Origin of the sequence: Microcoleus sp. FACHB-831, from assembly GCF_014695585.1 — a bacterium.
Lineage (GTDB): Bacteria > Cyanobacteriota > Cyanobacteriia > Cyanobacteriales > FACHB-T130 > FACHB-831.
In genome coordinates this window covers 63,697-89,945 of the sequence record NZ_JACJON010000058.1, presented here as the reverse complement: position 1 = coordinate 89,945, position 26,249 = coordinate 63,697, and the positions used below count along the sequence as shown (strand labels likewise).

Here is a 26,249-nt window from a genome sequence, read left to right as displayed (position 1 = left end):
TGCCGAAACTATACACTTACTTCACAAAAAATTCACAATATTGCCGCAAATTTGCTGAGCCATTTAAAGAGTTAGTCAAGATATGCTCTAATTGGGCGAAAATCTCTTAGCTTATAGGAGTATAGAGTATAGCCCCCAAAATCAGGGTTTTGTCTAGAGTGCCTCTTGTTATCTAGCGTCTACTACATCACAGTTCAATTTGCAATTTACACTGACTTAACGGAACTAATATACACTTAGCCCTAACATTTGCACGTAGGGGGGCTTTCTTGACGTGACTACCTGGACAGACTGTTACCATCGACAAACTAGCATTGAAGAGCAGCAGCTTTACGAGCATCTGCTTCACTGGGTACAAGAAGAGTCACCCAGTCGGATGATCGAGCGATTTCGTCAGCTATTTATGGATGGAGTGGGATACTCTGAGCCAAAAATTTGGATGGCTCTGGAGAGGATTGCTAGTTCCAAGCAGGCTGAGCAGGAATTTCGGTTTATTATCAATCGCTGCTGCCACATTCTAATTAATCGCTGGCAGATGCACCCGCAACTCCAAGCGTCTATCCCCGATTTGGTAGATATATTTGAGCATCCTCCAAGCGTGGGAACGGTTCGCTCTCGCTCAGCAAGGCGCTTCCGAGAACTGGTGAGGATTTTTAACCAGACGGAGCAATATCTGACGCTGCGCCGCCTAGCTCAAGTTATGACTGAAGCGGCAGAGGCGAGTGGCAATGGCTCTAAGCCTTTAGGTAGCTTAATTCGCAGGTATCCCTACTTATACGAACATTGCCTGCTGAGTGAAGATAGTTCTTACGAACATCAGCAAACCGTCAGGGCAATTCAGTCTCGGATTCAGCGAGATTTTGAAGTTGATCTGTCTCAGTATGTGACTTATCAAGTGCGACGAGCGCAAATGTCACGTAAGACTTCCTCAGTCGGAGCTGAGCGAATTATACAGCCAGTACATAATCCCACTTTACTAAGCGATCGCGAACTGGGTGCTGCTCTCAAGCAATTTGTCGGCAAAGTCGAAGGCTCCCATACCTATCGGGATTTATCCCAAAGCTTCATTACCCACACTAGCCAGACACCCTCGTATAGAGCTTTTAAATGGGATTTATACGAATACTTGACATCTTCTATTGACCCTGAATATGGCAAACGTCAGTTTAATGACCGATTGTATGCCCAACTGAAGAACACTTTGCCAAGTAGCGATTGTCAAAGACCCAGCGAATTTCTGATCGTGCGTACTTGCAGCCAGATTTTGAACTTCTTAGTAGTGGAAAGTCCGCAGCGACCGAATCACTATGTGTTTGTGGATCTGATTACCAACCTGGGGGCAACTTGCACAATCGGTATGCTTTTGAAAATCGTGCTACTGTGCCGCAAAGTCAAGCCCTATTTAGAAAAGCGATTTTCAATTCTTTTTAACCACTATGAAGCTTACGCCAGGGATGGTGTACCGTGGTTAGTCAAATCTCTAGAAAATATGAATGTGGCTTTGAGTCTTCACTTTGGGGATGCTGATGTTTCCTGTCTGAGCCACATTATGTAATTTAAAATCAGATTTGTTATTTTTTTTATTCGGTCGGGCGCACGAAAGCGATCGCCACTTTTGTTAAATCCTGCAAAGTAGGCAGGCTAACTTTATTGTAATAAAATAGTTTGTGTTATAATATCGCTCGTGAATCTGGAACGGCGGAAAGCTTTGTTTAATGCACAGCAAGTTTATTTATCTGTGTCGGCAGGCAAACCTCCGAAACTGAGTCTCTCAAAATATTGAATGTTGGAGTTATTTCCGTGTCGATATATGTAGGGAACCTATCCTACGAAGTTACGCAAGACGACCTCACATCTGTATTTACAGACTACGGAACCGTTAAACGGGTTCAATTGCCTACGGATCGCGAAACAGGGCGGATGCGTGGCTTTGGGTTTGTTGAAATGGCAACAGATGCTGAAGAAGAAGCTGCAATTGAAGCTTTAGATGGAGCAGAATGGATGGGCCGCACCCTGAAAGTGAATAAAGCCAAACCCCGTGAAGATGGGGGTGGGGGCCGTCCTGCGGGAAGCCGGGGCGGCCCGGGGGGCGGAAAATTCTCTTCCCGGCGCTTTTGACTCGAAAGGGGACTGGGGATCACAAATAAGCCAGCCCCCTTTTGAGCCAAAATTGTGTAAAGATATGCCCGTCATTCGGCGACTACACTAGATGTGGTGTGAAATGGGATGCTGGGCGCTCGTGGTAAAATTAATGCAATTCAGGGCGGATTGGATTAAAGTGCGATCGCCCTTTGGGGGGTGGAGATATCTTAGGATAAAACCGACTGAATAATGGTAGGGCTGCTCCTGTAAGTCCTAGACCCGCTACAAAGCTAGAGCTAAACGCTTTGTACGGTAAAAGAAAGAGTAGGCAAAAAGCTTCAAATCAATAGCTACACTACAGAAATGCTCTGCAAGTATGTAGGAAAGTCGGGAGACGGCACTGCCGGATTTACCCGAAAAATGGAAGACTTTGGCTACTAAGAGTAGCTTCGCTAAGCTGCTCTAGGGAGCAAAAACCGCGATCCAGGTATTACAACATAGAACAAGTGGTCGTGGGTGACACTCACACTAACAGTCAATCAATCAACATTAGCGAGGAATCAACAAGAATGACCCAAGTGGTTTTAGGCGAAAATGAAGGAATAGAATCAGCACTGCGGCGCTTTAAGCGGCAAGTCTCCAAAGCGGGAATATTAGCAGATGCAAGGTATCGGCGGCACTTTGAAACTCCCCTAGAGAAGCGTAAGCGCAAGGCAACTACTGCGCGCCGCAAAACAAGACGTTTTCGTTAAGGCGACTCCTTTTAAGGCAAAAACCAATACGGTTCATTGAAGAATAGTTACAGGTTTTGGATTTTAACTTCTTCGTGAACCGTATTGGTTTCTAAGGCGAATTGGGGATAACAGAGCGGTTATTGAAAAGACTCATGGCCTTCTCAACCCCTTGCTTGAGGCATACTTCCACTGACTGAGTCACCAGTTGCAGGACATCAGACAAAACTTGATTTTCAGCAGAGGAAAATTTACCCAGGACGTGAGCAACCGCGTCCTGTTCTGCTTTGGTTTTGCCAATACCGATCCGCAGACGGGGGAAATCTTGAGTACCGAGATGGGCGATCGCTGACTTCATCCCGTTGTGTCCGCCAGCCGAACCGGAAAGGCGCAGGCGAATCTTCCCCAGAGGTAAATCCATATCGTCGTAAATCACCAGCACCGACTCTGGGGGAATCTTATACCAATCAACACAAGCGCGAATTGCCTGTCCTGAGAGATTCATGTAAGTGAGGGGCTTAAGTAATCTTATCTTGTCTCCGTGTAATCCGCGCCCTTCGCCAAACTGCGCCTGGAACTTGCGATTTTCACTCAAAGGAATTTGCCAAGAACGTGCCAGGACATCAACCGCATCAAAACCAATGTTGTGCCGCGTTTTGTCATACTTAGGTTCTGGATTCCCCAAACCAACAATTAACTGGGGAATTACTAAAGCGGGTGTTGCATTTGGGTTATCAGCGGTCATTTGTCTATTGTTCATTGTCAATTCCTAGTAATCACTAAACGGTAGCGATCGCACGCCCTTTTTATATTGTTTGTTGCGCCTCTTGTTGGGGAACCTCATTCTGGAGTTTTTCTTGATCCCGCTTACGCTTTTTCGCATACAACTGAATAGTAGCTGCCATAGTAATAATTAAACCCACGACCGCCCAAGTGGTGATATCTAAAGGCAGACTATTTTTAAACACAGCCAGCAAAACAATTACAACTAGCAGTAAAGTAGGGGCTTCATTCAAAGCCCGTAACTGCTGACTACTCCAAGTGCATCGATCTTCGGCTAACTGTTTGAGGAGACGGCCACAATAATGATGGTAGCCAATTAAAACAACCACCAAACCGAGTTTGATATGCAACCAAGTTTGCTTGAGAACTTCAGGTTCAGTAGTGACGATACCAATCGCCATCGCTACCGTCACTATCATTCCTGGTGTCGTGATGATTTTGTAAAGGCGTTTTTCCATAATCTGATACTGATTCTTCAGAATCGTTTGGGCAGGTTCTGGCTGCTCACCCGCCTCTACGTGATAGATAAAGAGACGTACCAGGTAAAACAAGCCTGCAAACCAGACCACAAAGCCGACAATGTGAAAAGCCTTATACCAGAAATAAGCCATTAATCGTGTCCTCTACAGTCAAATCCGACAATATCAACAAGTTTTTGTTAGATCCAGCCCTATTTCTCAAACCGTATGCTGGAAAAGGGTTTCCAGATAAACCCGTGCTGCTTTGCGATAACTTTGCGAAGCTTCTGGGCTGTTGCCATTACCATTTTGCAGCAAGAATAGGGACAGCGCTGCGGCAAAAACGCGATCATGATCCCAATCAGGATGAGTTTCTAGGTAGTTTTTGAGAGATTCGTGTAGTTCTTCAGGGATTTCTGCCAGGATACTGATTGTTGCGTTCATAGAACTCCTTTCTGTGGTCTGTGGTCTGTGGTCAGCTAAGAGTTGGAAAGTTTCAACGCTTACGGACAACTGACCGTCGCATCATTGTCGGCTTCCCTTCCCCACCCTGTCAATGCTGCGAAATGTTACAGTCACCTGTACGCAAAAAAAATATTCACGAAACAATCAGCTTCTTCGGTCGCTTTTTGTTACTTATCTTTACTAAAACTCAGTCCATCCCAGGCGAGTCAGTATCTTTAAAAAAATCCCCACTAGAACAGCAAGACCCGATCCGACCGTTAAACCCTGTGGAAAACCTCTCTTAACCTGTGGAAAAAGTTGAACGGCTTTGTGGAAACGCTGGGGAATAGGTGGGGAAAATTTGGGTTAAAGATAAGAATTGCAAAGTCATCAATTATTATTAGTCTGTAGCACAGGCGCGATGCCTGTGGCATTAGTTATTAATAAGTTTTCGGTAATTAGGGCGAAAATGTGACAAAAATTGCCAAATAGCGATTCGGGGCGTGAGAGCCATATTCAGGCTGAATACCGCCGTGTTCGCCCCTAAGCTGCTGAATGAGCTTCAAGTGAGAGGGTGTGACCTAAAGCAGCAAAAACATGGCGTTGCTCGAACAGGGTGACTAGATCGGTGTTGATTTTGCTTTGAGCTGCTTCTGCTCTGAGAATGGCGATCGCGTTTTCAACAGGCAATCGACGTTTATAAGGGCGATCGCTTGCTGTGAGTGCATCGTAAATATCTGCAATCGTCAAAATCTGGGTTTGAATGGGAATTTCTGCCTGTGTCAAGGCTTGGGGATAGCCAGTACCATCGAGTTTTTCGTGATGCAAAGCAGCAATCAAGGGAACATTTTTTAGATGCTTTGTCCAGGGAATTCGCTTGAGAAATTCGTAGGTGTGGGTGACGTGGGCTTCGATTATTGATCGCTCTGCGGTTGTCAAATTACCTCTAGGCACCATAAGTTGAGACAATTCTTGAGGTGACATCAGCGGCTTCATCTCACCATCAACATCTTGATAGGTGTATTCAGACAACTCTCTGAGTCGTTCTGGAAGCTCTTGGGCTAGAATATGCGGTTCGTTTGCCTCTAGTAATAGCTGCCAATATTCATTGAGTTTAGCGATCGCATCTTCAACTTGGCTATCTAATTGTTGCAGTTGTTGGCAGTGGGAACAGACGTTTTCGGAATCATTGTGGCGGTGGCTGGGATGCTCAATTAAATATTTAAACTTACTCTGGGCGCATTCCATTTCTAAGGTGCGCTGCGCTACAGCAAAGCGGTTCCGAATCACCTCCAGCTGGGCTGGATAAAGTTTTTTCTGCTTGCCTAAAATAGCTTCTGGTGTACTTACTTTGCCAAAGTCATGCAACAGTGCTGCATAACGAATTTCTTGGATTTGGCGATCGCTAAAATAAATCAACCGCAATGGCCCTGTGGTTACTGTACTCGCTTCTAGAGCCAGACGCACCACCAAGTCTGCAACTCGCTCAGAATGCCCCGATGTCGTGGGATCTCGCGCTTCAATAATCTGAACAGAAGCTCTGACAAAGCCCTCAAAGAGATTTTCAATACTCTTTTGTAATTGATTGCGTTCAATAGAGATCGCCGCCTGAGAAGCAAGACTTCGCACAACGTATTCTTCCCACGCCGAATAAGGTTGAGTAACATCCCGCACATTTTCCGGAGTTACAACCGCGTTAATATTAATCTTGCGATTGATCAGCTGAAGCACCCCTATAATTTCTCCTTCAGCGTCTTGCATTGGCAGCACCAACACTGAGCGCGTGTGGTAGGGAATACTGCGGTCAAAACTGCGATCCAGCTGGTAGGGAACATCTGGAGGTAAATTATAAGCATCTGGCAAATTTAGGCTTTCACCCGTCAGCGCCACGTACCCCGCCAAACTTTTTGGAGTTAACGGCACGCAGAACTCTCGAAAGGAATCGCTCGATCGAGAATCATTCTGTGCTACTTTAAATACCAACTTGGGAGTGTCTTCAGTTCGATCTATTAAATAAACACTTCCCGCATCGCTACAAGTAATCTCGCGACTCTTAGATAAAATCAGATTTAGTAATTCTCCTAAATCTTGACTGCCCGAAAGTGCTGTCCCTATCGCCAAAAGTTGCTCGATTAGTTCTGCTGGTTGCTCTATTTGGGGCAGATACATCTGGTTTTTAGCTGTCGTCTGGCAATGGGAAACTATCATAATTATTGCACCCTTTGATTACAGTCAAGTTATTTTACTTATAAAAATTTTCCCCTGCTCAACTTCTAGCTAAGCGATGGGCAAAGATCGGTTTATTTTTGCCGTCTTTGATTTCATCTGTTAACCTACTAATATCTCAGCTTGATTTTCCGCGTCAAGCACTCAATGCTTCTTATATCACTATCATCTGCTATTAGTCATCATCTGTTAGCATAATTTTTAAAGAAATGATGAAACATTAACAATTAATTATAAAGAATAAATAAATGTTTTTTTAAGGGGCGCAAAAAAGAACAAGTAAAATTAGGGAAAGGAAAACTTTATCCTCTCAGGATATTTCAATACATGAAAATTGTAAATTACTTAACTGTCTTCCTTTCCTGAGCCGCGGGGGCGCGAATATTAGTTGGAGGACGTTCCGTAATTTACGCGCAATGCCTCCCTCCACCAATCCGAGTACAGATATGGTAGGGGACTCCTTGCTATTCAAGTTGAATTATGTGTACCTACTTATACTATTGAGTTGGTGGTGTGCGGTTTGTCAGACGTTGAAACGTAATTTGAATAGCTAAGGCAAGAAGACCAAGAGTTACTAAACCAAAGATACATGTTCCCAGTGCGCTCATACCAACAACGAGAGTACGAACAGCGATCGCGATATTAATCGCAGTAACGTTATCCGATGAAATAGGCTTAGCGGCAAAAGTTTGAGAAATCGAGACGGTGAGCAAGTAGAGGCAATATGCCATTCCTCCTGCAATCAACGCCCCAGTCAAACAGCGTAGAGGAGTCGTTGGTGTTTCGGTTGGTTGGGCAGCTGGATTTTGTGTAGGAGTAGGATCAGTCATAAATTTTAAGTTGAAACATGAATACCGTTAGTTGTTACCCCAGTTACCCACAAGTCTAAATCGGGGTCAAGAATTGACTGTCTAACTTGCTGCTGTACCTGTTGTGCTTGGGCTTCTGTTTCGCAGAGTGCAAATACTGTTGGCCCGGAACCCGACATCATGGTTCCCAAGACACCAGCACTGATGAAAGCTTCCCGCAGTCGCAATACTTGGGGATACTCTGGCAATACGACTTTCTCTAAGTCATTGTGCAGCAGTTGACCGATTTTTGCTCCATCTTTATTGTAGATAGCTCGCACCATTGGCCCAGAATGTACTCGTTCCCTGCGTGCTTCCAAACTATCAGCATCCCTAACGTAGGAACTGAGATATTGCTGTCGGTAAGTTTGGTAAGCCCACGGAGTGTAAACCGCAAGATTGCGGTATTTGCCCAAGACGACATAGAGACGATCCAAATTGGGCAGAGGAGAAAGTTCCTCACCCCGCCCAGTTGCCAGTGCTGTGCCGCCTGCGATACAAAAAGGAACATCTGAGCCAATTTTTGCAGCCAGTTCTTGCAATTCCGACTGAGTGAGTCCCAGATGCCACAGCAAATCTATCCCGACGATAACAGCTGCGGCATTGCTAGATCCGCCAGCGAGTCCAGCCCCTACGGGGATTTGTTTTTCTATGGCAATTTCAACGCCGCCATACTGGGCAAAGGCTTCGGGAAATTTTACTGCCATCAATTCTGCCGCCCGGTAAGCAAGATTACTTTTGTCTTGCGGCACTTGGGGATGATCGCATTGAACGCGGATGATGTCGGTACTAAGCGATCGCAAATTTATGCGATCGCTTAAGCCGATGCTTTGCAGCACCATTACCAGTTCGTGATAACCATCCGGGCGATCGCCGATAATTTCCAGGTAGAGATTAATTTTGGCTGGGGAAATCAGGGAGTAGGAACGCATAGTGTAGTCGGTAAGGGATGCCCGCACCCTGGAAGGGTGACGGCGACTTTAGTTGTTAGGCAAGATCCAAGTTACTCAAGGCTACCCATTGAGCAACGCTTAAGTCTTCGGCGCGGGCTTGGGGGTTTACTTCTAATTGTTCCAGTAATTGGGTGAGGCGATCGCGTTCTACTATGCCTTTCAAATTATTTCGCAACATTTTGCGCTTTTCGGCAAAGCCTAACTTTAACAAAGTCTCTAGGTGCTTCGGGTCATCGGCTGGTGGTTCCGTCATTCGCGGACGCAGACGCACCACCGCTGAATCAACTTTGGGCGGCGGATGAAACGCTCCTGCTGGGACAATACAAATTAACTCGCACTCTGCCAGATATTGCACCCGCACCGATAAAGCTCCAAATGCTTTCGAGCCTGGTTTAGCATACAGCCTTTGTGCTACTTCCTTCTGCACCAGCAGCACAATTGAATCAAACGGTTTGGCTGCGGGTTGGGAAATTGTACCTAACAATTTTTCCAAAATTGGGCCAGTGATGTTGTAGGGAATATTGGCAACAACTTTATTTGGATTTTGGAAGGCTGGGAATGAAGTTAAAGAAGTGTCTAAATCGAGGGAAAGAAAATCGCCTTGTAGAAGGAGAAAATTTTCCACCTTACCCAGTTGTTTAGCCAGCAGTTGGCATAAATCGCGGTCAATTTCGACAGCGATAACCGATTCAGCCAGGGGCAATAAGCGACGAGTCAGGATACCAGTACCGGGGCCGATTTCCAGAACGCGATCGCATTTCGATAAAGCAGCTGCGGCGACAATTTGATTCAGCGCCTTGTCGCTTCGCAGCCAGTGTTGAGCAAATTGTTTTCTAGGTTGAGGGGTCATAACTTGATTGTACTGGGGAGCGATACCAGCTACACGTTTAACCTGTTTTAAGATGTATCTATTTTCCTTAATAAATCTGGACACCGGAAAAACTTCTGTCAAACTTGTATATATCTGCATCCACCAAAAGCAGGAGATTTATCGGTGAAGTACGAAATTCGTTACAAACCAGCCTTTGCCTCTGTTTTTGTCACCTTGAATCCGGGTGATAGTCTGACCGCTGAGGCGGGAGCTATGACCAGTATGGATGCTCAACTATCCATAAAAACAGAGTTTTCCGGTGGTTTCATCTCAGGATTGTTAAAGAAATTCTTTGGTGGAGAATCATTATTTGTTAATGTTTTTACTAACAATTCACAGCAACCCTTGCAGTTAGTTTTAACTCAATCCACCATTGGCGATATAGTTTGTATTGATTTACGGGGTGGACGGGAAATTTGCTTCCAACCCGGTGCTTATATTGCCCATACTCCAGGCGTAAATATGGGAGTACAGTGGGCAGGTTTCAAGAGCTGGGTATCAGGAGAAGGACTGTTTAAGCTGAAGTTAAACGGTCAGGGACAAGTGTTTTTTGGTGCTTATGGTGGCATTACTCAAAAACGTATTTCTGGCGAATTTGTAGTAGATAGCGGTCATTTAGTTGCTTATGACCCAGGAATCAAAATGAATATTGGGTTGGCTGGCGGATTGCTTGGTTCTGTCACTTCGGGAGAAGGATTAGTAAACCGTCTGACTGGTCAAGGGGAGATTTATTTACAGTCTCGCAGTGTTGGGGGATTAGTTAGGTATTTAAGCCCCAAATTACGGTAATAAAGTTTTCAATTTTGAAGGCTATTTGAGTTCTTAAAAAATAAAATTCAACCTTCAAAACTATTTTAGGAGATTTCTTCCAGATGAATGTAGAAATTTTACATCAACCAGACAGCGCGATCGCTCGCGTTACCTTAAGTGCTGGTGAAGAATTAGTTGCAGAAGCTGGCAGAATGATTGCCATGAGTGGTTACATCAATGCTAGTACCACTTTACGCCAAGGAAAAGGCGGCGGAATCTTAGGCGGACTCAAGCGCATGGTGGCTGGCGAGTCGTTATTTTTAAGTGTCTTCCGTTCTCCTACTGCTGGGGGTGAAATATTTCTGGCTCCAAAATTGATGGGCGATATTTTGCCTTATAAAATGACTGGCGATGGTTTAGTTGTGCAGTCTGCTTCTTACCTAGCCAGTGAATCAGATGTCGATATTAACTTGGGATTTCAAGGCTTTAAATCTTTATTTTCTGGCGAATCAATCTTTTGGTTAGATGTAACTGGCAATGGTTCGATTCTTCTCAGTTCCTTTGGGGCAATTTATGAAATATCAGTAAACGGTGAATATATTGTTGATACCGGACATATTGTTGCCTTTGAAAAAAGCCTGACATTTGAAATAAAAAAAGCAACTTCTAGTTTGATCGGTTCTTTCTTAGGCGGTGAAGGTTTCATTTGCCGGTTTAAAGGACAAGGTAAAGTGTTTTGCCAAACTCACAATCCTGGTGCCTTTGGTATGCTGGTCGGCGCTCAGCTTCCGGCACGATAAGCATTAGTCATTCTTCACGGAGAACAAATAATTAACAGTTTAAAGATATGAATGAAATAAAATACGAAATTGAACATTCTCCTGCATATGCCTCCCTACGGTTCGACTTGAGGGCAAATCAAACAGTGTTAGTTGAATCAGGAGCAATGGCGGCGATGGACTCTTGCATCAAAATGAAATCTAAGGTGCAAGGTGGTTTAATGAAAGGTCTTGGTAGAATGCTGGGTGGGGAATCTTTATTTATCAGTGAATTCACCGCTGAAGGTAGAGCAGGAGAACTGTATGTTTCACCTGGAGTCCCTGGAGAAATTCAACATTACTACCTGAATGGTAATGGTTTAATGGTGCAATCTTCTGGATTTGTTGCTGCTAGTCCCACAGTTCAAATCGATACTAAGTTTCAAGGTTTTAAAGGCTTCTTTAGTGGAGAGTCCTTGTTTTTACTTCGTGCAACTGGACAAGGTGATATCTGGTTTAGTTCTTATGGAGCAATTGTAGAAATTCCAGTGGCAGGTGATTATGTAGTAGATACTGGCTACATTGTAGCGTTTGAAGATTCGTTACAATACAAAGTTGAGATGTTAGGTGGTTTGTCATTTAAAGGGTTGAGGACTGGAATTTTAGGTGGTGAAGGATTAGTATGTCGCTTTCAGGGTAACGGACGTTTATGGATTCAGTCGCGGGAGCTTTATGCGTTGATTAATTTCTTGAATCCGTTTCGTCCAGTTAAGAGTAGTAATTGATAAAAAAATACTGTGTGGATGCAGCACTTACTTAAAAACGTAGGTTGCGCTCTTGGAGCCTCACCCAACATCTAGCTAATCTAAGAGAGTTGTAGGGTTCACTATCGTTCAACCCGACCTAAAAGTTAATTTTCGGCTTTTGTAAGTGCCATTGCACGGTACTAATAATTAATATCATGTCTTCTGAAATTCCTTCAACAGCAACATCTATTAATCGCAATCCGCCCCCAAGTAACCGCCAACTGCTCATAATTCTGGGGCTGTTTATTGGCTTTATTGTCGGTGTTATTTGGCTGTTTGGTTTGCTGATTAATAGCCTGGTATGGGTGATTCCTCCCAATGTGGAAAAACAACTGGGTGCTGTAATTGTTCCGGCTTACGAACAGTTGGCTAAACCGTCACCTACTCAAGAGACATTAAATCAGCTGCTAGACAAACTGGAAACAAAATTGGCGCAGCAGGTGAGACAAGAGCGGGATTACCGAGTGCTATATTTGCCAGGTGATACGGTGAATGCTCTAGCTTTACCAGGCGATCGCATAATCATCTACGCGGGGTTACTCAAGCAAATCGAATCTGAAAATGAGCTGATGATGGTGTTGGGACATGAGTTGGGACATTTTGCCCATCGCGATCATTTACGCAGTTTAGTGCGCCAGCTGATTTTCCCGATCGCGATCGCTACCATTTTTGGCGATGCGGGTGGACTATCATCAGTTGCTGCTTCTGGAGTTGAAGCTGTCAGCAAATCCCAATTTTCTCAGTCTCAAGAATCTCAAGCCGATGAGTTTGGACTTACTTTGCTACAAAATACTTACGGTCATGTAGCAGGAGCAACTGACTTTTTTGCCCGAATGAGTCGTCAAAAAGGTGTGAATTTTGATTTCTTAACTACCCATCCAGCACCCGGTAGGCGTGTTAAAGAATTGCAGCGCTTGATCGAGCAGAAAAATTATCCTGTAAAAGAGCGATCGCCCCTTCCAGAAACGCTCTCCAACTTGAAAGAATAGCCGTTAAACTTAACCCCTCCCCGTCAACTGGCAGAGGTTGGGGAGGGGTTCTTAAACAACTTTATTCACAATCGTCCAAACAGCCCCATCTGAACGGACGTGGGGAACCGTAACCCGGCTAAACCCAGTAATAAAAGGCTTCCCGTGTAACTGCCAATAATCCGTACTAATGTCGTCAGCGATCGCTTTGAGCGCCTGTACTTCTTCTGCCAGTTCTGCGGCGAGGTCGTTAATGCGTTCAGCATGACCCTGAGCGCGTTGTTTGTCCTCATCTAACTGCTGCTCCAGAGAGTTTTGTTTGCGCTGCCTTTGTAACAATTCTAGAGGTTGCCCGACCAGCTGCTTTAATTTAGCTTCCAGAGCAGCGATCGCATCATCTATCCCCTTGATTTCAGCAGACATTTGTGATGTCTCTCTAGCATGACGACGATAAGCCTCAACAATCGCCTCTGGTGAGTCATAGCTTGGCAATACTGGATCTACTTTCAATGACTCGCGTTCTTGCTTTAAAGCTTCAAGTTGAGAGCGAATCGCGTCAATTTCTGCCTGCAATGGCTCCATAATTACTTAAGTTGATTATCTATTCATGGTAATGCTTCTGTGGAGCTGCTTGCGCCGTGCAAATCAATTGAGAGCGATCGCACTTGAGCCTTAATTCCTTCCTGTTGCCAAGTTGTAGCGATCGCTTCTTCCACAGACACACACAAATCACGGCGTACAACAGCCAAAAGAGTTGGCCCCGCACCACTAATCACCATACCTAAAGCACCCGCCGCCATTGCAGCCTCGCGTACAGCATCATAACCGGGAATCAAAGCTTTCCGATAAGGCTGATGAATGCGGTCTTGCAGCGCCGCCCTTAACCAATCCTCCCGTCCAGTTTCCAACCCCCGCAACAGCAAACCCAGATGCGCCGTATTAAAAATCGCATCAGCACGACTGTACTGATTTGGCAAAACCCGTCGCGCCTCAGAAGTCGAAAGCTCAAAATCCGGAATCGCCACCACCGGAACAATATCAGAATGCCAGGGAACCTCACAAATCTCCCATCCCTCTTCTCTGGGTTCTCCGCGCTGCGGTTCGTTTAAACCCGTAGCCGCCAGACGACAACCCCCCAACAACGCCGGAACCACATTATCAGGATGTCCTTCCATAGCGATCGCTAATTCCATCACCTCAGCCTGACTCAAAGGCGAACCAGCCAACAGATTAGCACCAACCAACCCACCCGCGATCGCTGTCGCTGAACTACCCAAACCCCGCGCCAGAGGAACACCCAAATCAATCTCAATCTCGACTGACGGCGGCGTTTCACTGATATGCTGATACAACTTCACAAACGACTGGTAAACCAGATTATCAGCACTGGTGTTAACCCGTTCGGCTTCCGCACCAGTGACAGTTATTTTCAATTCCGGTTTAGCTGAGTCGAGCCGGGTGAACTTGAACTGATTGTACAGCGTCAAAGCTGCCCCAATGCAATCAAATCCAGGCCCCAAATTCGCAGTCGTAGCGGGAACGGTAACGGTTACGCAAGAAACAGAGGGCATCTTTAAATTAGGCGTTGGTAACAGCATCCCCGCACCGTTTATAGAGTGAGGGTTACAAATTATCTTCGATCGTACAAGTAAAGTAGCGCTTCAGCGTAAGTTTTCCCACTCGGCTGCGTCACCTCTAGATATGCGTTCGATCCTTCGGGACGCGAACCATCTGCATAAATCAAGTAGGTGTAGCCGCGATTGTGAAAAATTCAGTTGATTAGCTTCATCTGCATCATTATTTACAATCTTCAGACTGCTGCCACTTTTCTTGTCGCGTCCAAAGTAATACTTAGGAAGTGATAAATCATATTCTTTAGAACAAATTTGCGTCAAGTAATTTGTACTTTCTGCAAATGCAACTACCACCGTATTAGCAGGGCAACGAGTAAACAGCCGATTGGAATTTAGTTGTTTAATATTGCGACGAACCGTTACTTTACCAGTTTTTGGTAGCGGCGTAGTCCAACCATAGTCGCGCAGGACATTCGGATAATCTGGATCTGGGCGAAATCTAGAGTTACTTTGGGCTAGTTCAATTGTGTTGGATTCGGCTGTTAAAATATTTTCACTTTTTACAGCAGCTTGAGACGTACTAAATCCAATAGATGCTACTAGAAAAATGCTTGTTCCTAAAACGTGTAATTTCTCCATTTTGGCTGGTGTTTAGGATAAAAGTTTGTATACTTACCCTTCACCAGAAATGTTATGGATTCCGTATTGCTTAGGAAAAGAGGTTAAAAATGGAAAAAGGGAGCGATCGCTCCCTTCATCCTCTGGAATAATCAGTAAGGTGGGAAAAAACCCACCCTACAGTTTAAAAGCTGCCGTAGTTGAGCTTAGCGTCTTTGATTCTCTCAATTACCTCACTAACAGGCATCGCTCCTAACTCTTGAGTTGGCTTACCCGAAGCGCGGAGGCGAATACTCAAACTATTAGCTTCCACCTCTTTCGCTCCCACAACTCCCATAACTGGGATTTTCTCCTTTTCACCATTGCGAATCTGTTTCTTGAGGTGTTCGCCACTGGTGTCAACTTCAGCGCGAATACCGCAGCGTAGCATTTGGTTTACCACTTCCTGAGCAAACGGCAACTGATCGTCGCTTACTGTCAGCAGTCGCGCTTGTACTGGCGCTAACCACAACGGGAAATCCCCAGCATACTCCTCAATTAAAATCCCAATCAGCCTTTCTAAAGACCCAAAAGGAGCGCGGTGAATCATCACAGGACGTTGGCGGGAACCATCCGGCGCAACGTACTCCAAATCAAAACGTTCTGGCAAATTGTAGTCTACTTGCACCGTACCCAGCTGCCACTCCCGCTCTAGAGCATCGCTGAAGATAAAATCCAGTTTAGGGCCATAAAACGCTGCTTCCCCAATTCCCTCAAAGTAATTCATTCCTAGCGTTTCCACGGCGCGGCGAATCGCACCTTGAGCTTTTTCCCAAGCTTCATCGGAACCGATGTACTTGTCTGAATTTGGATCGCGGAAACTGAGACGCGCCTTAAAGTTCTTCAGTTGCAGACTCTTAAACACCGACAGAATCAAATCCACCACGTTGAGAAATTCGCTCTCAAGTTGTTCTGGCGTTACAAATAAGTGAGAATCATCCACGGTGAAACCGCGCACTCGCGTTAATCCACCGAGTTCCCCAGATTGTTCGTAACGGTAGACGGTGCCAAACTCCGCCAGTCGCATCGGTAGTTCCCGGTAAGAGCGCAACTGGCTCTTATAGATTTGGATGTGGAAAGGGCAATTCATCGGCTTGAGTGCGAACCCTTGTTCCATCGCCGCCGCTTGCTCATCCTCCGCCATCATCGGGAACATATCTTCTTTGTATTTCTGCCAGTGTCCAGAGGTTTTAAATAAATCGACTCTGGCGATGTGGGGCGTTACTACCTGCTGGTATCCGCGTTTGAGCTGTTCCTGCTTAAGGAAATCTTCCAGAACGCTCCGCAACACCGTTCCTTTTGGTGTCCACAGGGGCAACCCTGGCCCCACCTGATCGGCAAAAATAAACAATCCCAGTTCTTTGCCTAGCTTGCGGTGATCTCGCCGCAGCGCTTCTTCCTTGCGTCGCTTGTACTCAGCCAGCTGTTCCGGCGATTCCCAAGCCGTGGCATAAATTCGCTGTAGCTGTGCTTTGGTTTCATCGCCGCGCCAGTAAGCTCCAGCGACGCTTTCCAATTCAAATGCTTTTGGATTCAACTCGCTGGTGTTTTCTACATGAGGCCCAGCACACAAATCCCACCACTGATCTCCCAAATGATAGATGGTAATGGGTTCTTGTAGGTCTTCTAATATTTCTAGTTTGTAAGGCTCATTAATTGCCTTAATTCGGCTTTCGGCTTCCTCGCGGCTGACTTCTTCCCGAATTACTGGCAATTTGCGATTGACAATCTTGACCATCTCTTTCTGGATGGTTTTTAAGTCTTTTTCTGTAAATGGCTCTGGATTGTCAAAGTCATAGTAAAATCCGTTTTCAATCCACGGGCCGATAGTCACCTGTGCCTTAGGAAACAGCTTTTGCACCGCCATCGCCATAACGTGGGATGCCGTGTGACGGATTTTCTTCAAGGATTCAGATTCACTGGTACGGGGCAAATTTATCTTTGCTGGCACATCCTGGGAAGCTGAAGATTCTTCGGGGGGCATTGGCTGCTGAACCATAAGAGCGAAAATAGACAGAATTGTTGTGATAGCACTGCTTCTATGATACCCAGGTTGTTGAAAGACAAAGGGTCAGTCAATTTTGAATTTTGGATTGGGGGCTGGAGAGGAGGGAAAAAGGGAATAATTTTCCCCTGGCTCTAGACTTTATTAAAAAAGTTTTAAATAACATTAAGAATTGTAAAGTAAGTTAAGATTAAAGTAGGATAGTATTCGGCTTTTATCATGCCCCTTTCCAACCTGCCGGAAAACGAATTGCTCAAGACGGTATTACAACCGTTGTTAGAAGATTTTCAGTATTGGTTTGCGCGATCGCGCCTGCTCTTAGAAACTGAAGAAATTCCCTTTTTAAGTGAGAATCAGCAATCAGACCTGCTCGAACGGGTAAAGCAAGCTCAAGCTGAAGTCAGCACAGCTCAGATGCTTTTCTTAGCAACTGGCGCTCAAGTCGGTATCGAAACGTCTGCTTTGGTGCCGTGGCACCAGCTAGTAACGGAGTGCTGGCAGGTGGGGATGCGGTTCCGTACCGAGCAAGCGACTAGCAATAACAAATAAAAACTAACAACTACTTAGACTGTGTGGCCTGGAGGAAAATCGTATGTTACACCTGCTTTATCTTGTTGTCTTTACCATTTTGGCATTTTTAGCGATCGCGAATATGATCCGCAGCTTGTTGACTATCAGCAGTATGGATACTCCACGGCGTTACCCACCATCGGGTCCCTACATGACTTCCGCCACTGGTTATCGAACTGTACCGCACCCGGAACTGTTAGATGATGCCGGGAACCCAATTAATGAGCCGCTGCTGGTGATGCGTTCTATGTCCGTAGAAGATGCCCGCGAACAATTGGATGCGCTTTACAAATCGTCTCCCGGCAATAGCAGCGAACCTCAAGAAGATTAATTCTCTCATTCCCAGGCGATCGCCTGGGAATGAGGAAATCAGGCTTCAATCACGACTCGGAGGTTCCCCCGCTTCTTGGCGACCCGACAAGCGGTGGTACTGCCAGAACGCTCGAATTCCAGATCCAGCAGCGTTGCTCCAACTCTCAAGTTGTGTAACGCCAGACGATTAATCGACTCAGGTAAAGCTGGGTCAATAATCCGCAAGCAGTTATTAGGAGCATCTGGCACCAAATTAACCATCATTTGCAGCAGCTGAAAGATGCTGCCAGTTGCCCAAGCTTGCGGAGAACAAGCTACGGGATATTTGACTGGTGCGTTATCCTCTGTTCGATCGTAGCCGCAAAATAGTTCTGGCGGTCGCTGATAAGGCTGCTGTATGGTCATATCAAACAAAGCTTTGGCAAGTTCCAGAGCTTGATCGATAAGCCCTAGCGATCGCACTCCCATCGCAATCAGAGCATTATCGTGAGGCCAAACCGACCCTACATGGTAGCCCATCGGATTGTATGCTGGGGACAAACTGCTCAAAGTGCGAATCCCCCAGCCGTTGAACATATCCGGCGCTTGCAGCCGTTCCGCTACGCTATAAGCTTTTTCCGGCAAGAGGATGCCTAGATTCAGACAGTGACCGGGATTAGAAGTAATACTATCAACCTGATTGCCGTCGCCATCCAAAGCCAGAGCGCAGAAGCCTTCCTCTGCCATCCAAAAATCGCGATTAAAGCGGTTCTTCAAGTCTCTCGCCTCGTCTTGCCATCGATCCGACAGGTCTAACCGCTTCTTCATCCGGGCGATTTCTGCAAGGCGGAGTTTAGCAGAATAGACATAAGCCTGCACTTCCGACAAAGCGATCGCGCCCATCGCCAGCTGCCCCTGGCGATTCACAATACAATCACCAGAGTCTTTCCAACCCTGATTCGCCAAACCCCGCTTCGATTGACGTTGGTAACTCAGATAGCCCGTTTCCTGGCAGCTGCGGTCAATCCAATCCATCGCCGCCAAAGCGTTAGGCCACAATAGCTCAAGAGTTTCCCGATCCGCTGTCCAGGCAAAATATTCCGCATACAGCATTAACCACAGTGGCGTAGCATCCACAGTCCCGTAATAAGGCGTATGAGGAATTTCTTGACAACGAGCCATTTCCCCCATTCGCAACTCGTGCAAAATCTTCCCCGGCTGCTCGTCGCGCCAATCATCCTCATTCTTACCTTGGTAGTCAGCCAAAATAGTTAGAGTTTCGCGGGCAATAGTCGGATCGAGCATCAAGGTTTGCGATGCTGCAATGATCGAGTCGCGTCCAAACAAAGTGGAAAACCACGGCACCCCAGCGGAGAGTACCTTGCCCTTACCGAAAGATTGCCGCAGCAAATAAACATCCTGTTCAGCCCGTTCAATCACCCGATTAAAGGTATTTTTGTCCGAACGAATCCGCGTAACGTGATTGCGCCAATCTTGCTGCTCTGATAACTCTGCGGCTCTCGCTTGTACTAGAGTTACTGGCGCAGGTACACTCGAAGCGGGGCGATTTTTGATCCGCATTTGCAGCCGATAGCCCAGCTTCTGGGTTTCGTGCGAATCCAGCTCTAGCTGCCAAACTGCCGTGTAACCTGTCAGCGAGTCTGGTTGGAGATGAACAAACTCAATGTGAGATTCCATCAAAGAGCCATCCAGCCCTTGATAAGCTAATTTCAGCTCAAAATTTTCTTTTTCTGCGGTTTCACCTTTTGGCACTGCTCGTAAGAGCTGCCCTTTATGTTTTCGAGCGTAGCCCCGGACTACAAATAAGTCCACAAAATCTGCATCAAAGCTGAGACTGAGTTGAAAGCTAATTGAATTGGTGCTGTAGTTGGAGACTGTTAATTCTTCAAACAGCGCTCCATTGAGAACAATTTCCCGCGCAATTCCTATGGTGTCGGCGCGTAGGGGAGCAAAATCAAACATCGCCCCGCCATCTATTTGCCCCTCTGGTTCTAATTTATCTCCTCCTTCTAATCGCACTCCTCCGTCCATACTCGGATTGGTACACAAAACTGAAAGGGCAAACCCTTTATCAGCTGTGCTGCTGAGCAATACCGGGGGACGTTCGTTAATTTGCAACTCCAGGCGGCTGAGGAAGCGGGTATCAGCGCAGAACAACCCCATGCTGGAGTTCATGTCATCGCCTAAACACCCAGAAATGTTGCCCAGCGTGTCGGTAACTAAAAATAGATCATTATCTTTAATGGTAAGAGTCGGCTGGGGGCGATCGCCCAAAACGCAAGGCCATTCCGGGATGGGTAGTTCGTCAGCCCGAATATAGGTTTTTCCTTCCAGTTCAAGAGTATCTGGTGCCATGAATCAGGTTTCTGCTCAAGAATACAGCTTGTTTGTGAGGGCTTTATTTGGGTCGCACTATCATCATGGTAGAAGTTTGACCCACAAAACTCCCTGACATCCTACTAGATGTCAAGGTTGCAAGATATGCGCCTTTTTCACACTTCTACAAATTTAATCAACTTAATCAACTATTTGCCTAACTATTCCCACGCAACAAAATTTTCCGTTTTGTCATGTCGCCAGAGGAAGCGATCGCTTGTTTCCCCTGGCTTCCCAAGTCACTCGTGCCGTTTGTTGCCTGGGAGCATTATAAAAACTTTTAATTATACACCCACTTTCTATCCTAAGCTCTATTTTAAAGTTGTTGTCCAATTCTCCTCATTACGAGCGGCGAAGAGAAAGCTGCATCTTGCTATAGTTGATATGAAAATTGCAGAGGTTTGCGTCCTATGGAAGAAAATGCACTGGAAATAGAAGCAATGAGGATACTTGTTGAGTCGCTAATTTCCTATAAAGGAAGTTTGGTAGGCACGCCAGCAGCCTATACTGCTAAAAAAAATCGGAAAGAAAATGAGCGTACCAAAGTTAGTAAGGATATGCTCAATTATGATCAAGTTTTTATTCGGGATTTTATTCCTGTAGCACTTCTGTTTCTTATAAAAGGTGACTTTGAAATTACTATTAATGGAAAATTACAGTTAATCAAGGGCAAAGAAATTGTTAAAAACTTTCTTGAAGTAACATTAGAATTGCATCAGCAAGAAAGGTCAAGCACTTTTTTAAACACCGGGCGAGTTTTGATGCCTGCAAGCTTCAAAATTATTAAAAAGCAGGGGAAAGAAAAGCTGGAACCTGATTTTGGTCAACACGCGATCGCTAGAGTCACGCCTGTTGATTCTAGCCTCTGGTGGATTATCCTGTTGCGGGCGTATTGGAAAGCAACCGGAAAGACTGCTTTAGTCCACCGAATTGACTTCCAAGAAGGCATCAGGTTAATTCTGGAACTCTGCTTTAGCGATCGCTTCGATCGAGAGCCAACTATCTTAGTACCCGATGGCGCTTGTATGATTGACCGTCGGATGGGTATCTATGGTTATCCTTTAGAAATCCAAGTGCTATTTTATGCTGCCTTGCGTGCTGCTGATGAGCTACTAGATCGGAAAAATCACAGCAATAAAGAACTTATTCCAGAAATCAAGAAACGATTAATCGATCTCGCTAACCATATGCGGGATGAATATTGGATGGATATGGAAGAATTGAATAAAACCTATCAGTACAATGTCGAGGAATATGGAGAAACAGCTATCAATAAGTACAATATATATGCTAACTCCATTCCCTATGCTAATTTAGATGATTGGATACCAGAAGATGGCGGTTATCTAATTGGTAATATCGGCCCTTCGCAAATGGATTTCCGTTTCTTTTCTCTAGGCAACTTGATGGCAATTGTATCTTCTCTAGCCACCAAGGATATGTCAGAAAAAATTATGAAGCTGATCAAAGAACGCAAAAAAGAGCTTCTTGGACAGATGCCCTTTAAAATCTGTTATGCAGCTATAGACGGTCAAGAGTGGAAAATTGTCACGGGCTGCGATCCAAAAAATAGTCCTTGGTCTTATCATAATGGTGGCAGCTGGCCTGTTCTGATGTGGATGTGGGCAGCAGCAGCTCAAAAAGTTGGCGAACAGGAATATTTAAACTTTGCAAGTTCAGCCATTGAACTTGCTGGAAAACGTTTGCAAAAAGATGAATGGCCAGAATACTATGATGGGCATACCGGACATTTAATTGGCAGAGAAGCTAGAAGAAATCAAACTTGGACTTGTGCTGGTTACTTATTAGCAAAAGAACTGATTGGTAAGGATGGTTCAAAGCATTTAAAGTTAATTGGCTTTGATGACTATATAGAGCCTAAGAGCAAGGCGTTATCATCAAAATTGTAGGGTTTCCCGTTGGAAAGACACATTTAGAGGCTCTGCCTCATCTTAAATATTTTTAAGAAAAAGACTGCTTGAAGTGTCAGGGAGAGTGTAAAGAAATTGCTGATGAGTTAGCAGTATACCCGGAGGCAGAGCCACGTATTGTAGCATTCCCAGGCCCAGCATGGGAACGAGAAGTTATCACTTCAAGCGAGGACTTGTTGATAAGCAGCTTTGTATGGAGCTAAGCGCACTACCGGGTAAACTGGCTCTAACTGAGCCAAAGTTTGAGAATCCCTACAGGCAAATAAGGTGACATCATGACCTCGACGCACCAACTCATCTGCCAGATAGCTAACTATTAACTCAATACCACCCTAATCCTGCGATGTAACTCGTTCCCACACCGAGGAAACTTGTGCAATCCGTAATTTTATCAGCCATTCCCCAGCAGTGCCATCTGGTAAGTTTTTTCGTACTCGTCAACCATTTTTTGAACGCTAAAACGGCTTAAAACGTAGTCTCGACAAGTCTGCCGATTTAACTTCATTGCCTCTGGAATTGCTGAAATCATGTCTTCTATGGAGTGGCAGACAAACCCAGTCTTACCATGCGCGATGACTTCTGGCACCGAACCCATTGCGATACCAATCACCGGCGTACCAGTTGCCATCGATTCAATCATCACTAAGCCAAATGGTTCGCGCCAAGTAATCGGGAATAGCGTCACTGTAGCGCCTCCCAGTAGGTGCACCTTTTCCTCGTGGGACACTTCCCCTAAATACTGGATTTGTTCGCCGTCAATCAGCGGTTCTAGAATTTCCTTATAATATTCCCTATCGACTACATCAATTTTGCCAGCCATTTTCAGAGGTAAGCCGATGGCACGGGCAATTTTAATCGCTCCTTCTGGCCCTTTTTCCGGTGAGAGGCGACCAACAAAGGCTAGATAAGTTGGTTGAGAAGGCTTTTCTTGGAAGGAATAGACATCTGGGTCAATGCCGTTGTAGACCGTGTGGATGTAATTTAAACCTAGTTTGGGTTCTCGCTGCGCTTCGCTGATGCTGATATAAGGCTGCCATCTAAATTGCCGGAATATTTTCTCGTTATCCGGCGTAAAGATGCCGTGGGTAGTGTGTACGGTTGGTGTTGTTACAAAAGCAGTATAAGGTAGGGCTGCACAACCGACGTGGGAATGAATAATATCAAAGTGATGCGCCTGTTGATAGACTTGAGAAAGTATCATTTGCTCATAAAGTCCATGCTCCTTAATTTTGGGATCTAACCGCAGTGCCTGCTCATGCACTGATTTAAGCTGAGCAGTCGTGAGGGAATCTCCAGAGGCAAATAATGTGACTTCATGACCGCGTTGAACTAATTCATCTGTCAATAAACTGACAATTAGCTCAATTCCTCCATAGCGAAAGGGTGGTACTCGTTCCCACAGTGGAGCAATTTGGGCAATTCTCATAATACAAACAGGAAGTTGGCGATTTCCAATCTTAGCTTAAATTGCTTATCTTTAGAAACGCCAGAAGCTATGAGTGCAAGCAACTTCTATCGCCGCGGGCGATAGGTGTTGCGTCTGGCATTACGAATACTCCAATACAAGTTACTCCACTCTTCTACCAAAGCTTTGAGCATCCACACTGAAAAAGAGCCTAATCCTACTGCAACAGCAACTTGCCATACCACATTCATTGGAGCGCCAGAAATATGAAATATTGCAGAAAAAATTATACCGCCTACTGCTCCAATGATTGCTCCAACAAGGGCATGACGTAACAATTGGAAAATTACAATTAATATTGATTGGAATCCTGAGAAGAAAAAGCTCATAGCCCTAATTACTTCTTCAGCAAATTTTCCCCAGAACAAACTTATAAAAGCTATCCCTGCAAAAATTAAAACTGTATTAATTATCCACATCACCCTTGACCTGTTACTCCTACATTAAACATACTGTGCTTGACTAGGGGGAAAAATGAAGAAGATACAAAGAATTTGCAAAGTTACGGTAAAAGTTTAGCTAAAACTTAGATCGGGAGCAAGGCGCAATTTCAAGTCTGGCTAGGGAAAAGTCAGTAGAAGACTTGAGGTAAATCGCCGTCTCTACAAAAGAGGGTTGAAAAGAGGATGCGATCGCGCTGTAGTTTATGCAGAAGTAGCGCTACTATGAAAAGTTGGGGATTTGTCATAACGTTTGGAAGTCACAAACATTCGCATACTGGCTAGGGGCGCTAAGGCGACACCACAGGGTAGAGGCTTTACTGGACTATCGCTAAGAGCCAATTGATAAAGCGACCCAATTGTAACGAGAATCAGTTTTATTTCCAAGATGGCAAATGCCATGTTAATACAGCAGTGGTTGCTGCGACCCAAAGGCAAATATTTATTAGGAGAAAATTGTCTTTTTAGAAAACCCTCTAGTTTGAAACGCTTCGGTTATGCGTATATATCTTCCCGATGGGGGAAAAGATAAATACAGGGAGAAAGCCATGTATCCACATTAAACTAATAGCTAATTAAGCTAAGGGGCAATCTTACACTTTGAGCCAAAGCCAGCATCGCTACGGGATAAATCCGCAACGTTTCCGAGAAAACTGCATTGCACACCCGACGACTATAACTACAAGTATCGTGAGTGCATTTACGGATAGCGATCGCTCTTTTTTGCTCAAATACAAATTGCTTTCACAAGCTTAGACGCTACTAGAAGTTAATTGGGGCGTTGGAGAATGGCGACCTTCGCCCGTGACCATCATCCGCACACTGCCATTGGGAGCTGAAACTAAACCACGGCGTACAGGTTTTACCTCACGATTATCTGCCAGTGCCAGATCAAAGCGTGAAAGCATCTCGGCGAGTACCACTTTCATTTCAAACTGGGCAAAACCTGAACCAGTACAGCGCCGACTGCCTCCGCCAAAGGGCAGGTATTCATAAAGGTGAAAATTGACGTTCCAGAAAGCGTTCTGGCTTAAACTGCTCTGGTTCCGGGTATAAATCCTCGCGGCGGTGCGTCAGATAAATGGAACCGATTATCACCGTACCCGGATCGAGTTCGTAACCCATAAGAGTTCGCGCTGCTTTCACCACCCGTGGTAAGAGCAGCATCCCAACCGGGTAAATTCGCAGATCACAGCAGACAGCGTTGAGATAGGGCAGTTTAAAAATAGCGTTGGGGTCTGGGTCATCACCAAGGCTATTGAGTTCCTGTAGTAGCTTCTGGCGCACCGATGGCAGCTTGTGAATCCAGTACAACGCCCAAGCCAAGGCAGTTGCCGTAGTTTCGTGACCTGCCACTAACAAGGTCATCAATTCATCGCGTAACTCCACATCCGTCATCGCCTCCCCCGCTTCGCCACGAGCAGACATTAGCAAGGTGAGAATATCTGTGCGAGATGGGTCAGGGTGCGCTCGGTGTTCCTGAATCTGATCGTAGATGAGTTTGTCAACTTACTGTCTGCGGCGCACAAACTTTCCCCACGGACTCCAGGCACCTAAATCCTTTTGCAGAGCCGGAAAATAAAGAAAAGCGACACTCAGGGGAGAACTCATGTCATCTAGCATGGCGCTGAGGAGTTGCTCTATCTGATGACAGCGCGATCCTTCATTTATACCAAACACTGCCTTCAAAATCACCCGCATAGCGATCGCTTGCGTGGATGAACGGACGCAGAACGGTTGACCAATTTTCCACTGGCTAACTACTTGCTTTGTGACATCGCCCATCACCTGTCCATAGGTTCGCATCCGTTCCCCATGAAAGGGAGGCATTAACAGCTGGCGCTGACGCTGGTGGCGCGTGCCACTCACCGTAATCACGGAACGCTCTCCTAGAAAAGGCTGGAAAAGCTGGTTAGTATCACCTGGGGCTTCAAAATGCTTTGAATCTGTCAAAATCTCTTGAAGCGCTTGGGGATTGCTTGTGAACACCACTGGGACAAGCTTCGCGCCTAATGGCAATGTGAAAATATCTCCGTAACGTGCGGCGCAAGCATCCATAAACGTCATCGGGCTTGCCAGCCACTGGAGCATCTGTAGTAGTTTGGGAGTCGTCGGACTAGGAGGCATCATAATAGTTTGTAAGAATATATTGATTGTCCATCACCAACTAAGTTGGCATAAGTACAAGGGTATACACAACCTGGATAACAAATAATCACACAGGATGATTTAGAGCGGGGA

At 45.5% G+C, this 26,249-nt stretch carries 27 protein-coding genes and 1 pseudogene; 10 read left to right on the top strand and 18 right to left on the bottom strand.

Annotated features, from left to right (window positions below; genetic code table 11):
• Positions 1-274: 274 nt before the first annotated feature.
• The 3 genes from H6F77_RS15945 (at position 275) to rpsU (ending at position 2,834) form a co-directional block, all read left to right on the top strand.
• Positions 275-1,555, top strand: a complete 1,281-nt coding sequence (locus H6F77_RS15945) for a Sll1247 family protein (RefSeq protein WP_190427850.1) — start codon at positions 275-277, stop codon at positions 1,553-1,555.
• 245 nt (positions 1,556-1,800) lie between these two features.
• Positions 1,801-2,118, top strand: coding sequence for an RNA-binding regulator (gene rbp / locus H6F77_RS15940; RefSeq protein ID WP_190489603.1), 318 nt, complete (start codon positions 1,801-1,803; stop codon positions 2,116-2,118).
• A gap of 533 nt (positions 2,119-2,651) precedes the next feature.
• Positions 2,652-2,834: a 30S ribosomal protein S21 gene (gene rpsU, locus H6F77_RS15935; RefSeq protein ID WP_190427852.1), complete on the top strand. Its 183-nt coding sequence runs from the start codon at positions 2,652-2,654 to the stop codon at positions 2,832-2,834.
• A 91-nt stretch (positions 2,835-2,925) separates the two neighbouring features.
• On the opposite strand, the gene pth is transcribed toward rpsU, so the two are convergent.
• From pth to rsmA, 7 genes are all read right to left on the bottom strand, one after another.
• Positions 2,926-3,573, bottom strand: coding sequence for an aminoacyl-tRNA hydrolase (pth, locus tag H6F77_RS15930; protein WP_242022184.1), 648 nt, complete (start codon positions 3,571-3,573; stop codon positions 2,926-2,928).
• A gap of 46 nt (positions 3,574-3,619) precedes the next feature.
• The gene (gene hemJ / locus H6F77_RS15925; protein ID WP_190427854.1) at positions 3,620-4,207 is read right to left on the bottom strand and encodes a protoporphyrinogen oxidase HemJ; all 588 of its coding nucleotides are present in this window, start codon (positions 4,205-4,207) and stop codon (positions 3,620-3,622) included.
• Between the two features lie 66 nt (positions 4,208-4,273).
• Positions 4,274-4,498, bottom strand: coding sequence for a DUF2811 domain-containing protein (locus tag H6F77_RS15920; RefSeq protein WP_190427856.1), 225 nt, complete (start codon positions 4,496-4,498; stop codon positions 4,274-4,276).
• A 543-nt stretch (positions 4,499-5,041) separates the two neighbouring features.
• Positions 5,042-6,667, bottom strand: coding sequence for an HD family phosphohydrolase (locus tag H6F77_RS15915; protein WP_242022194.1), 1,626 nt, complete (start codon positions 6,665-6,667; stop codon positions 5,042-5,044).
• Positions 6,668-7,221: 554 nt separating this feature from the next.
• The gene (locus tag H6F77_RS15910) at positions 7,222-7,554 is read right to left on the bottom strand and encodes a DUF3082 domain-containing protein (protein WP_190427868.1); all 333 of its coding nucleotides are present in this window, start codon (positions 7,552-7,554) and stop codon (positions 7,222-7,224) included.
• Positions 7,555-7,559: 5 nt separating this feature from the next.
• Positions 7,560-8,504, bottom strand: a complete 945-nt coding sequence (gene ispE / locus H6F77_RS15905) for a 4-(cytidine 5'-diphospho)-2-C-methyl-D-erythritol kinase (RefSeq protein WP_190427870.1) — start codon at positions 8,502-8,504, stop codon at positions 7,560-7,562.
• A 55-nt stretch (positions 8,505-8,559) separates the two neighbouring features.
• Positions 8,560-9,375 (bottom strand): 16S rRNA (adenine(1518)-N(6)/adenine(1519)-N(6))-dimethyltransferase RsmA, encoded by an 816-nt coding sequence (rsmA, locus tag H6F77_RS15900; RefSeq protein ID WP_190427872.1) that lies wholly within the window; start codon positions 9,373-9,375, stop codon positions 8,560-8,562.
• Between the two features lie 144 nt (positions 9,376-9,519).
• On the opposite strand from rsmA, the gene H6F77_RS15895 reads away from it, so the two are divergent.
• From H6F77_RS15895 to H6F77_RS15880, 4 genes are all read left to right on the top strand, one after another.
• On the top strand, positions 9,520-10,185 hold the full coding sequence (locus H6F77_RS15895) for a TIGR00266 family protein (protein WP_190427873.1): 666 nt from the start codon (positions 9,520-9,522) through the stop codon (positions 10,183-10,185).
• 83 nt (positions 10,186-10,268) lie between these two features.
• Positions 10,269-10,946 (top strand): TIGR00266 family protein, encoded by a 678-nt coding sequence (locus tag H6F77_RS15890; protein ID WP_190427875.1) that lies wholly within the window; start codon positions 10,269-10,271, stop codon positions 10,944-10,946.
• 47 nt (positions 10,947-10,993) lie between these two features.
• Positions 10,994-11,689: a TIGR00266 family protein gene (locus H6F77_RS15885; protein ID WP_190427877.1), complete on the top strand. Its 696-nt coding sequence runs from the start codon at positions 10,994-10,996 to the stop codon at positions 11,687-11,689.
• Positions 11,690-11,865: 176 nt separating this feature from the next.
• Complete coding sequence (locus H6F77_RS15880; protein WP_190427879.1) at positions 11,866-12,699, top strand: M48 family metallopeptidase; 834 nt, start codon at positions 11,866-11,868, stop codon at positions 12,697-12,699.
• A 51-nt stretch (positions 12,700-12,750) separates the two neighbouring features.
• Here H6F77_RS15880 and H6F77_RS15875 read toward each other — a convergent pair whose 3' ends face one another.
• From H6F77_RS15875 to thrS, 4 genes are all read right to left on the bottom strand, one after another.
• A complete protein-coding gene (locus tag H6F77_RS15875) occupies positions 12,751-13,260 on the bottom strand; it encodes a hypothetical protein (protein WP_190427886.1) in 510 nt (169 codons plus the stop codon).
• Between the two features lie 23 nt (positions 13,261-13,283).
• Positions 13,284-14,249 (bottom strand): homoserine kinase, encoded by a 966-nt coding sequence (gene thrB / locus H6F77_RS15870; RefSeq protein WP_190427887.1) that lies wholly within the window; start codon positions 14,247-14,249, stop codon positions 13,284-13,286.
• A 90-nt stretch (positions 14,250-14,339) separates the two neighbouring features.
• A complete protein-coding gene (locus H6F77_RS15865) occupies positions 14,340-14,891 on the bottom strand; it encodes a hypothetical protein (protein ID WP_190427888.1) in 552 nt (183 codons plus the stop codon).
• Between the two features lie 163 nt (positions 14,892-15,054).
• Positions 15,055-16,893, bottom strand: coding sequence for a threonine--tRNA ligase (gene thrS / locus H6F77_RS15860; protein ID WP_199313382.1), 1,839 nt, complete (start codon positions 16,891-16,893; stop codon positions 15,055-15,057).
• Between the two features lie 240 nt (positions 16,894-17,133).
• Here thrS and H6F77_RS15855 point away from each other — a divergent pair, with 240 nt between their 5' ends.
• Together H6F77_RS15855 and H6F77_RS15850 are read left to right on the top strand one after the other, a co-directional pair.
• The gene (locus H6F77_RS15855; protein WP_190427890.1) at positions 17,134-17,463 is read left to right on the top strand and encodes a DUF2605 domain-containing protein; all 330 of its coding nucleotides are present in this window, start codon (positions 17,134-17,136) and stop codon (positions 17,461-17,463) included.
• 43 nt (positions 17,464-17,506) lie between these two features.
• Entirely contained in the window at positions 17,507-17,815 is a 309-nt protein-coding gene (locus H6F77_RS15850) for a DUF2973 domain-containing protein (RefSeq protein ID WP_190427891.1), read from the top strand.
• Positions 17,816-17,853: 38 nt separating this feature from the next.
• Here H6F77_RS15850 and H6F77_RS15845 read toward each other — a convergent pair whose 3' ends face one another.
• Positions 17,854-20,151, bottom strand: coding sequence for an amylo-alpha-1,6-glucosidase (locus H6F77_RS15845; protein WP_190427893.1), 2,298 nt, complete (start codon positions 20,149-20,151; stop codon positions 17,854-17,856).
• 431 nt (positions 20,152-20,582) lie between these two features.
• On the opposite strand from H6F77_RS15845, the gene H6F77_RS15840 reads away from it, so the two are divergent.
• Positions 20,583-22,082, top strand: coding sequence for a glycoside hydrolase 100 family protein (locus H6F77_RS15840; RefSeq protein WP_190427895.1), 1,500 nt, complete (start codon positions 20,583-20,585; stop codon positions 22,080-22,082).
• 182 nt (positions 22,083-22,264) lie between these two features.
• Here the strand turns inward: H6F77_RS15840 and H6F77_RS27930 are convergent, their stop codons facing one another.
• The 6 genes and pseudogenes from H6F77_RS27930 to H6F77_RS15820 form a co-directional block, all read right to left on the bottom strand.
• Positions 22,265-22,429 carry a hypothetical protein gene (locus tag H6F77_RS27930; protein ID WP_309228863.1) on the bottom strand — a complete coding sequence of 55 codons (165 nt, stop codon included), beginning with the start codon at positions 22,427-22,429 and terminating at the stop codon, positions 22,265-22,267.
• Positions 22,430-22,494: 65 nt separating this feature from the next.
• Positions 22,495-23,529: a glycosyltransferase family 4 protein gene (locus H6F77_RS15835; protein ID WP_190427898.1), complete on the bottom strand. Its 1,035-nt coding sequence runs from the start codon at positions 23,527-23,529 to the stop codon at positions 22,495-22,497.
• An 86-nt stretch (positions 23,530-23,615) separates the two neighbouring features.
• On the bottom strand, positions 23,616-23,987 hold the full coding sequence (locus tag H6F77_RS15830; RefSeq protein ID WP_190427899.1) for a hypothetical protein: 372 nt from the start codon (positions 23,985-23,987) through the stop codon (positions 23,616-23,618).
• Between the two features lie 225 nt (positions 23,988-24,212).
• On the bottom strand, positions 24,213-24,410 hold the full coding sequence (locus H6F77_RS15825; protein ID WP_190427901.1) for a hypothetical protein: 198 nt from the start codon (positions 24,408-24,410) through the stop codon (positions 24,213-24,215).
• A 350-nt stretch (positions 24,411-24,760) separates the two neighbouring features.
• Positions 24,761-24,994, bottom strand: coding sequence for a cytochrome P450 (locus tag H6F77_RS28725; RefSeq protein WP_277874039.1), 234 nt, complete (start codon positions 24,992-24,994; stop codon positions 24,761-24,763).
• A gap of 4 nt (positions 24,995-24,998) precedes the next feature.
• Positions 24,999-26,075 (bottom strand): annotated as a pseudogene (locus H6F77_RS15820) (cytochrome P450).
• Positions 26,076-26,249: the final 174 nt, after the last annotated feature.

Bases quoted from the DNA above. Each gene is read 5' to 3' on its own strand.
- rpsU (WP_190427852.1), top strand. From the start codon at position 2,652: ATGACCCAAGTGGTTTTAGGCGAAAATGAAGGAATAGAATCAGCACTG.
- pth (WP_242022184.1), bottom strand. From the start codon at position 3,573: ATGAACAATAGACAAATGACCGCTGATAACCCAAATGCAACACCCGCT.
- hemJ (WP_190427854.1), bottom strand. From the start codon at position 4,207: ATGGCTTATTTCTGGTATAAGGCTTTTCACATTGTCGGCTTTGTGGTC.
- H6F77_RS15920 (WP_190427856.1), bottom strand. From the start codon at position 4,498: ATGAACGCAACAATCAGTATCCTGGCAGAAATCCCTGAAGAACTACAC.
- H6F77_RS15915 (WP_242022194.1), bottom strand. From the start codon at position 6,667: ATGTATCTGCCCCAAATAGAGCAACCAGCAGAACTAATCGAGCAACTT.
- H6F77_RS15910 (WP_190427868.1), bottom strand. From the start codon at position 7,554: ATGACTGATCCTACTCCTACACAAAATCCAGCTGCCCAACCAACCGAA.
- ispE (WP_190427870.1), bottom strand. From the start codon at position 8,504: ATGCGTTCCTACTCCCTGATTTCCCCAGCCAAAATTAATCTCTACCTG.
- rsmA (WP_190427872.1), bottom strand. From the start codon at position 9,375: ATGACCCCTCAACCTAGAAAACAATTTGCTCAACACTGGCTGCGAAGC.
- H6F77_RS15890 (WP_190427875.1), top strand. From the start codon at position 10,269: ATGAATGTAGAAATTTTACATCAACCAGACAGCGCGATCGCTCGCGTT.
- H6F77_RS15885 (WP_190427877.1), top strand. From the start codon at position 10,994: ATGAATGAAATAAAATACGAAATTGAACATTCTCCTGCATATGCCTCC.
- H6F77_RS15880 (WP_190427879.1), top strand. From the start codon at position 11,866: ATGTCTTCTGAAATTCCTTCAACAGCAACATCTATTAATCGCAATCCG.
- H6F77_RS15875 (WP_190427886.1), bottom strand. From the start codon at position 13,260: ATGGAGCCATTGCAGGCAGAAATTGACGCGATTCGCTCTCAACTTGAA.
- thrB (WP_190427887.1), bottom strand. From the start codon at position 14,249: ATGCCCTCTGTTTCTTGCGTAACCGTTACCGTTCCCGCTACGACTGCG.
- H6F77_RS15865 (WP_190427888.1), bottom strand. From the start codon at position 14,891: ATGGAGAAATTACACGTTTTAGGAACAAGCATTTTTCTAGTAGCATCT.
- thrS (WP_199313382.1), bottom strand. From the start codon at position 16,893: ATGCCCCCCGAAGAATCTTCAGCTTCCCAGGATGTGCCAGCAAAGATA.
- H6F77_RS15855 (WP_190427890.1), top strand. From the start codon at position 17,134: ATGCCCCTTTCCAACCTGCCGGAAAACGAATTGCTCAAGACGGTATTA.
- H6F77_RS15850 (WP_190427891.1), top strand. From the start codon at position 17,507: ATGTTACACCTGCTTTATCTTGTTGTCTTTACCATTTTGGCATTTTTA.
- H6F77_RS15845 (WP_190427893.1), bottom strand. From the start codon at position 20,151: ATGGCACCAGATACTCTTGAACTGGAAGGAAAAACCTATATTCGGGCT.
- H6F77_RS15840 (WP_190427895.1), top strand. From the start codon at position 20,583: ATGGAAGAAAATGCACTGGAAATAGAAGCAATGAGGATACTTGTTGAG.
- H6F77_RS15835 (WP_190427898.1), bottom strand. From the start codon at position 23,529: ATGAGAATTGCCCAAATTGCTCCACTGTGGGAACGAGTACCACCCTTT.
- H6F77_RS15830 (WP_190427899.1), bottom strand. From the start codon at position 23,987: ATGTGGATAATTAATACAGTTTTAATTTTTGCAGGGATAGCTTTTATA.
- H6F77_RS15825 (WP_190427901.1), bottom strand. From the start codon at position 24,410: ATGGCATTTGCCATCTTGGAAATAAAACTGATTCTCGTTACAATTGGG.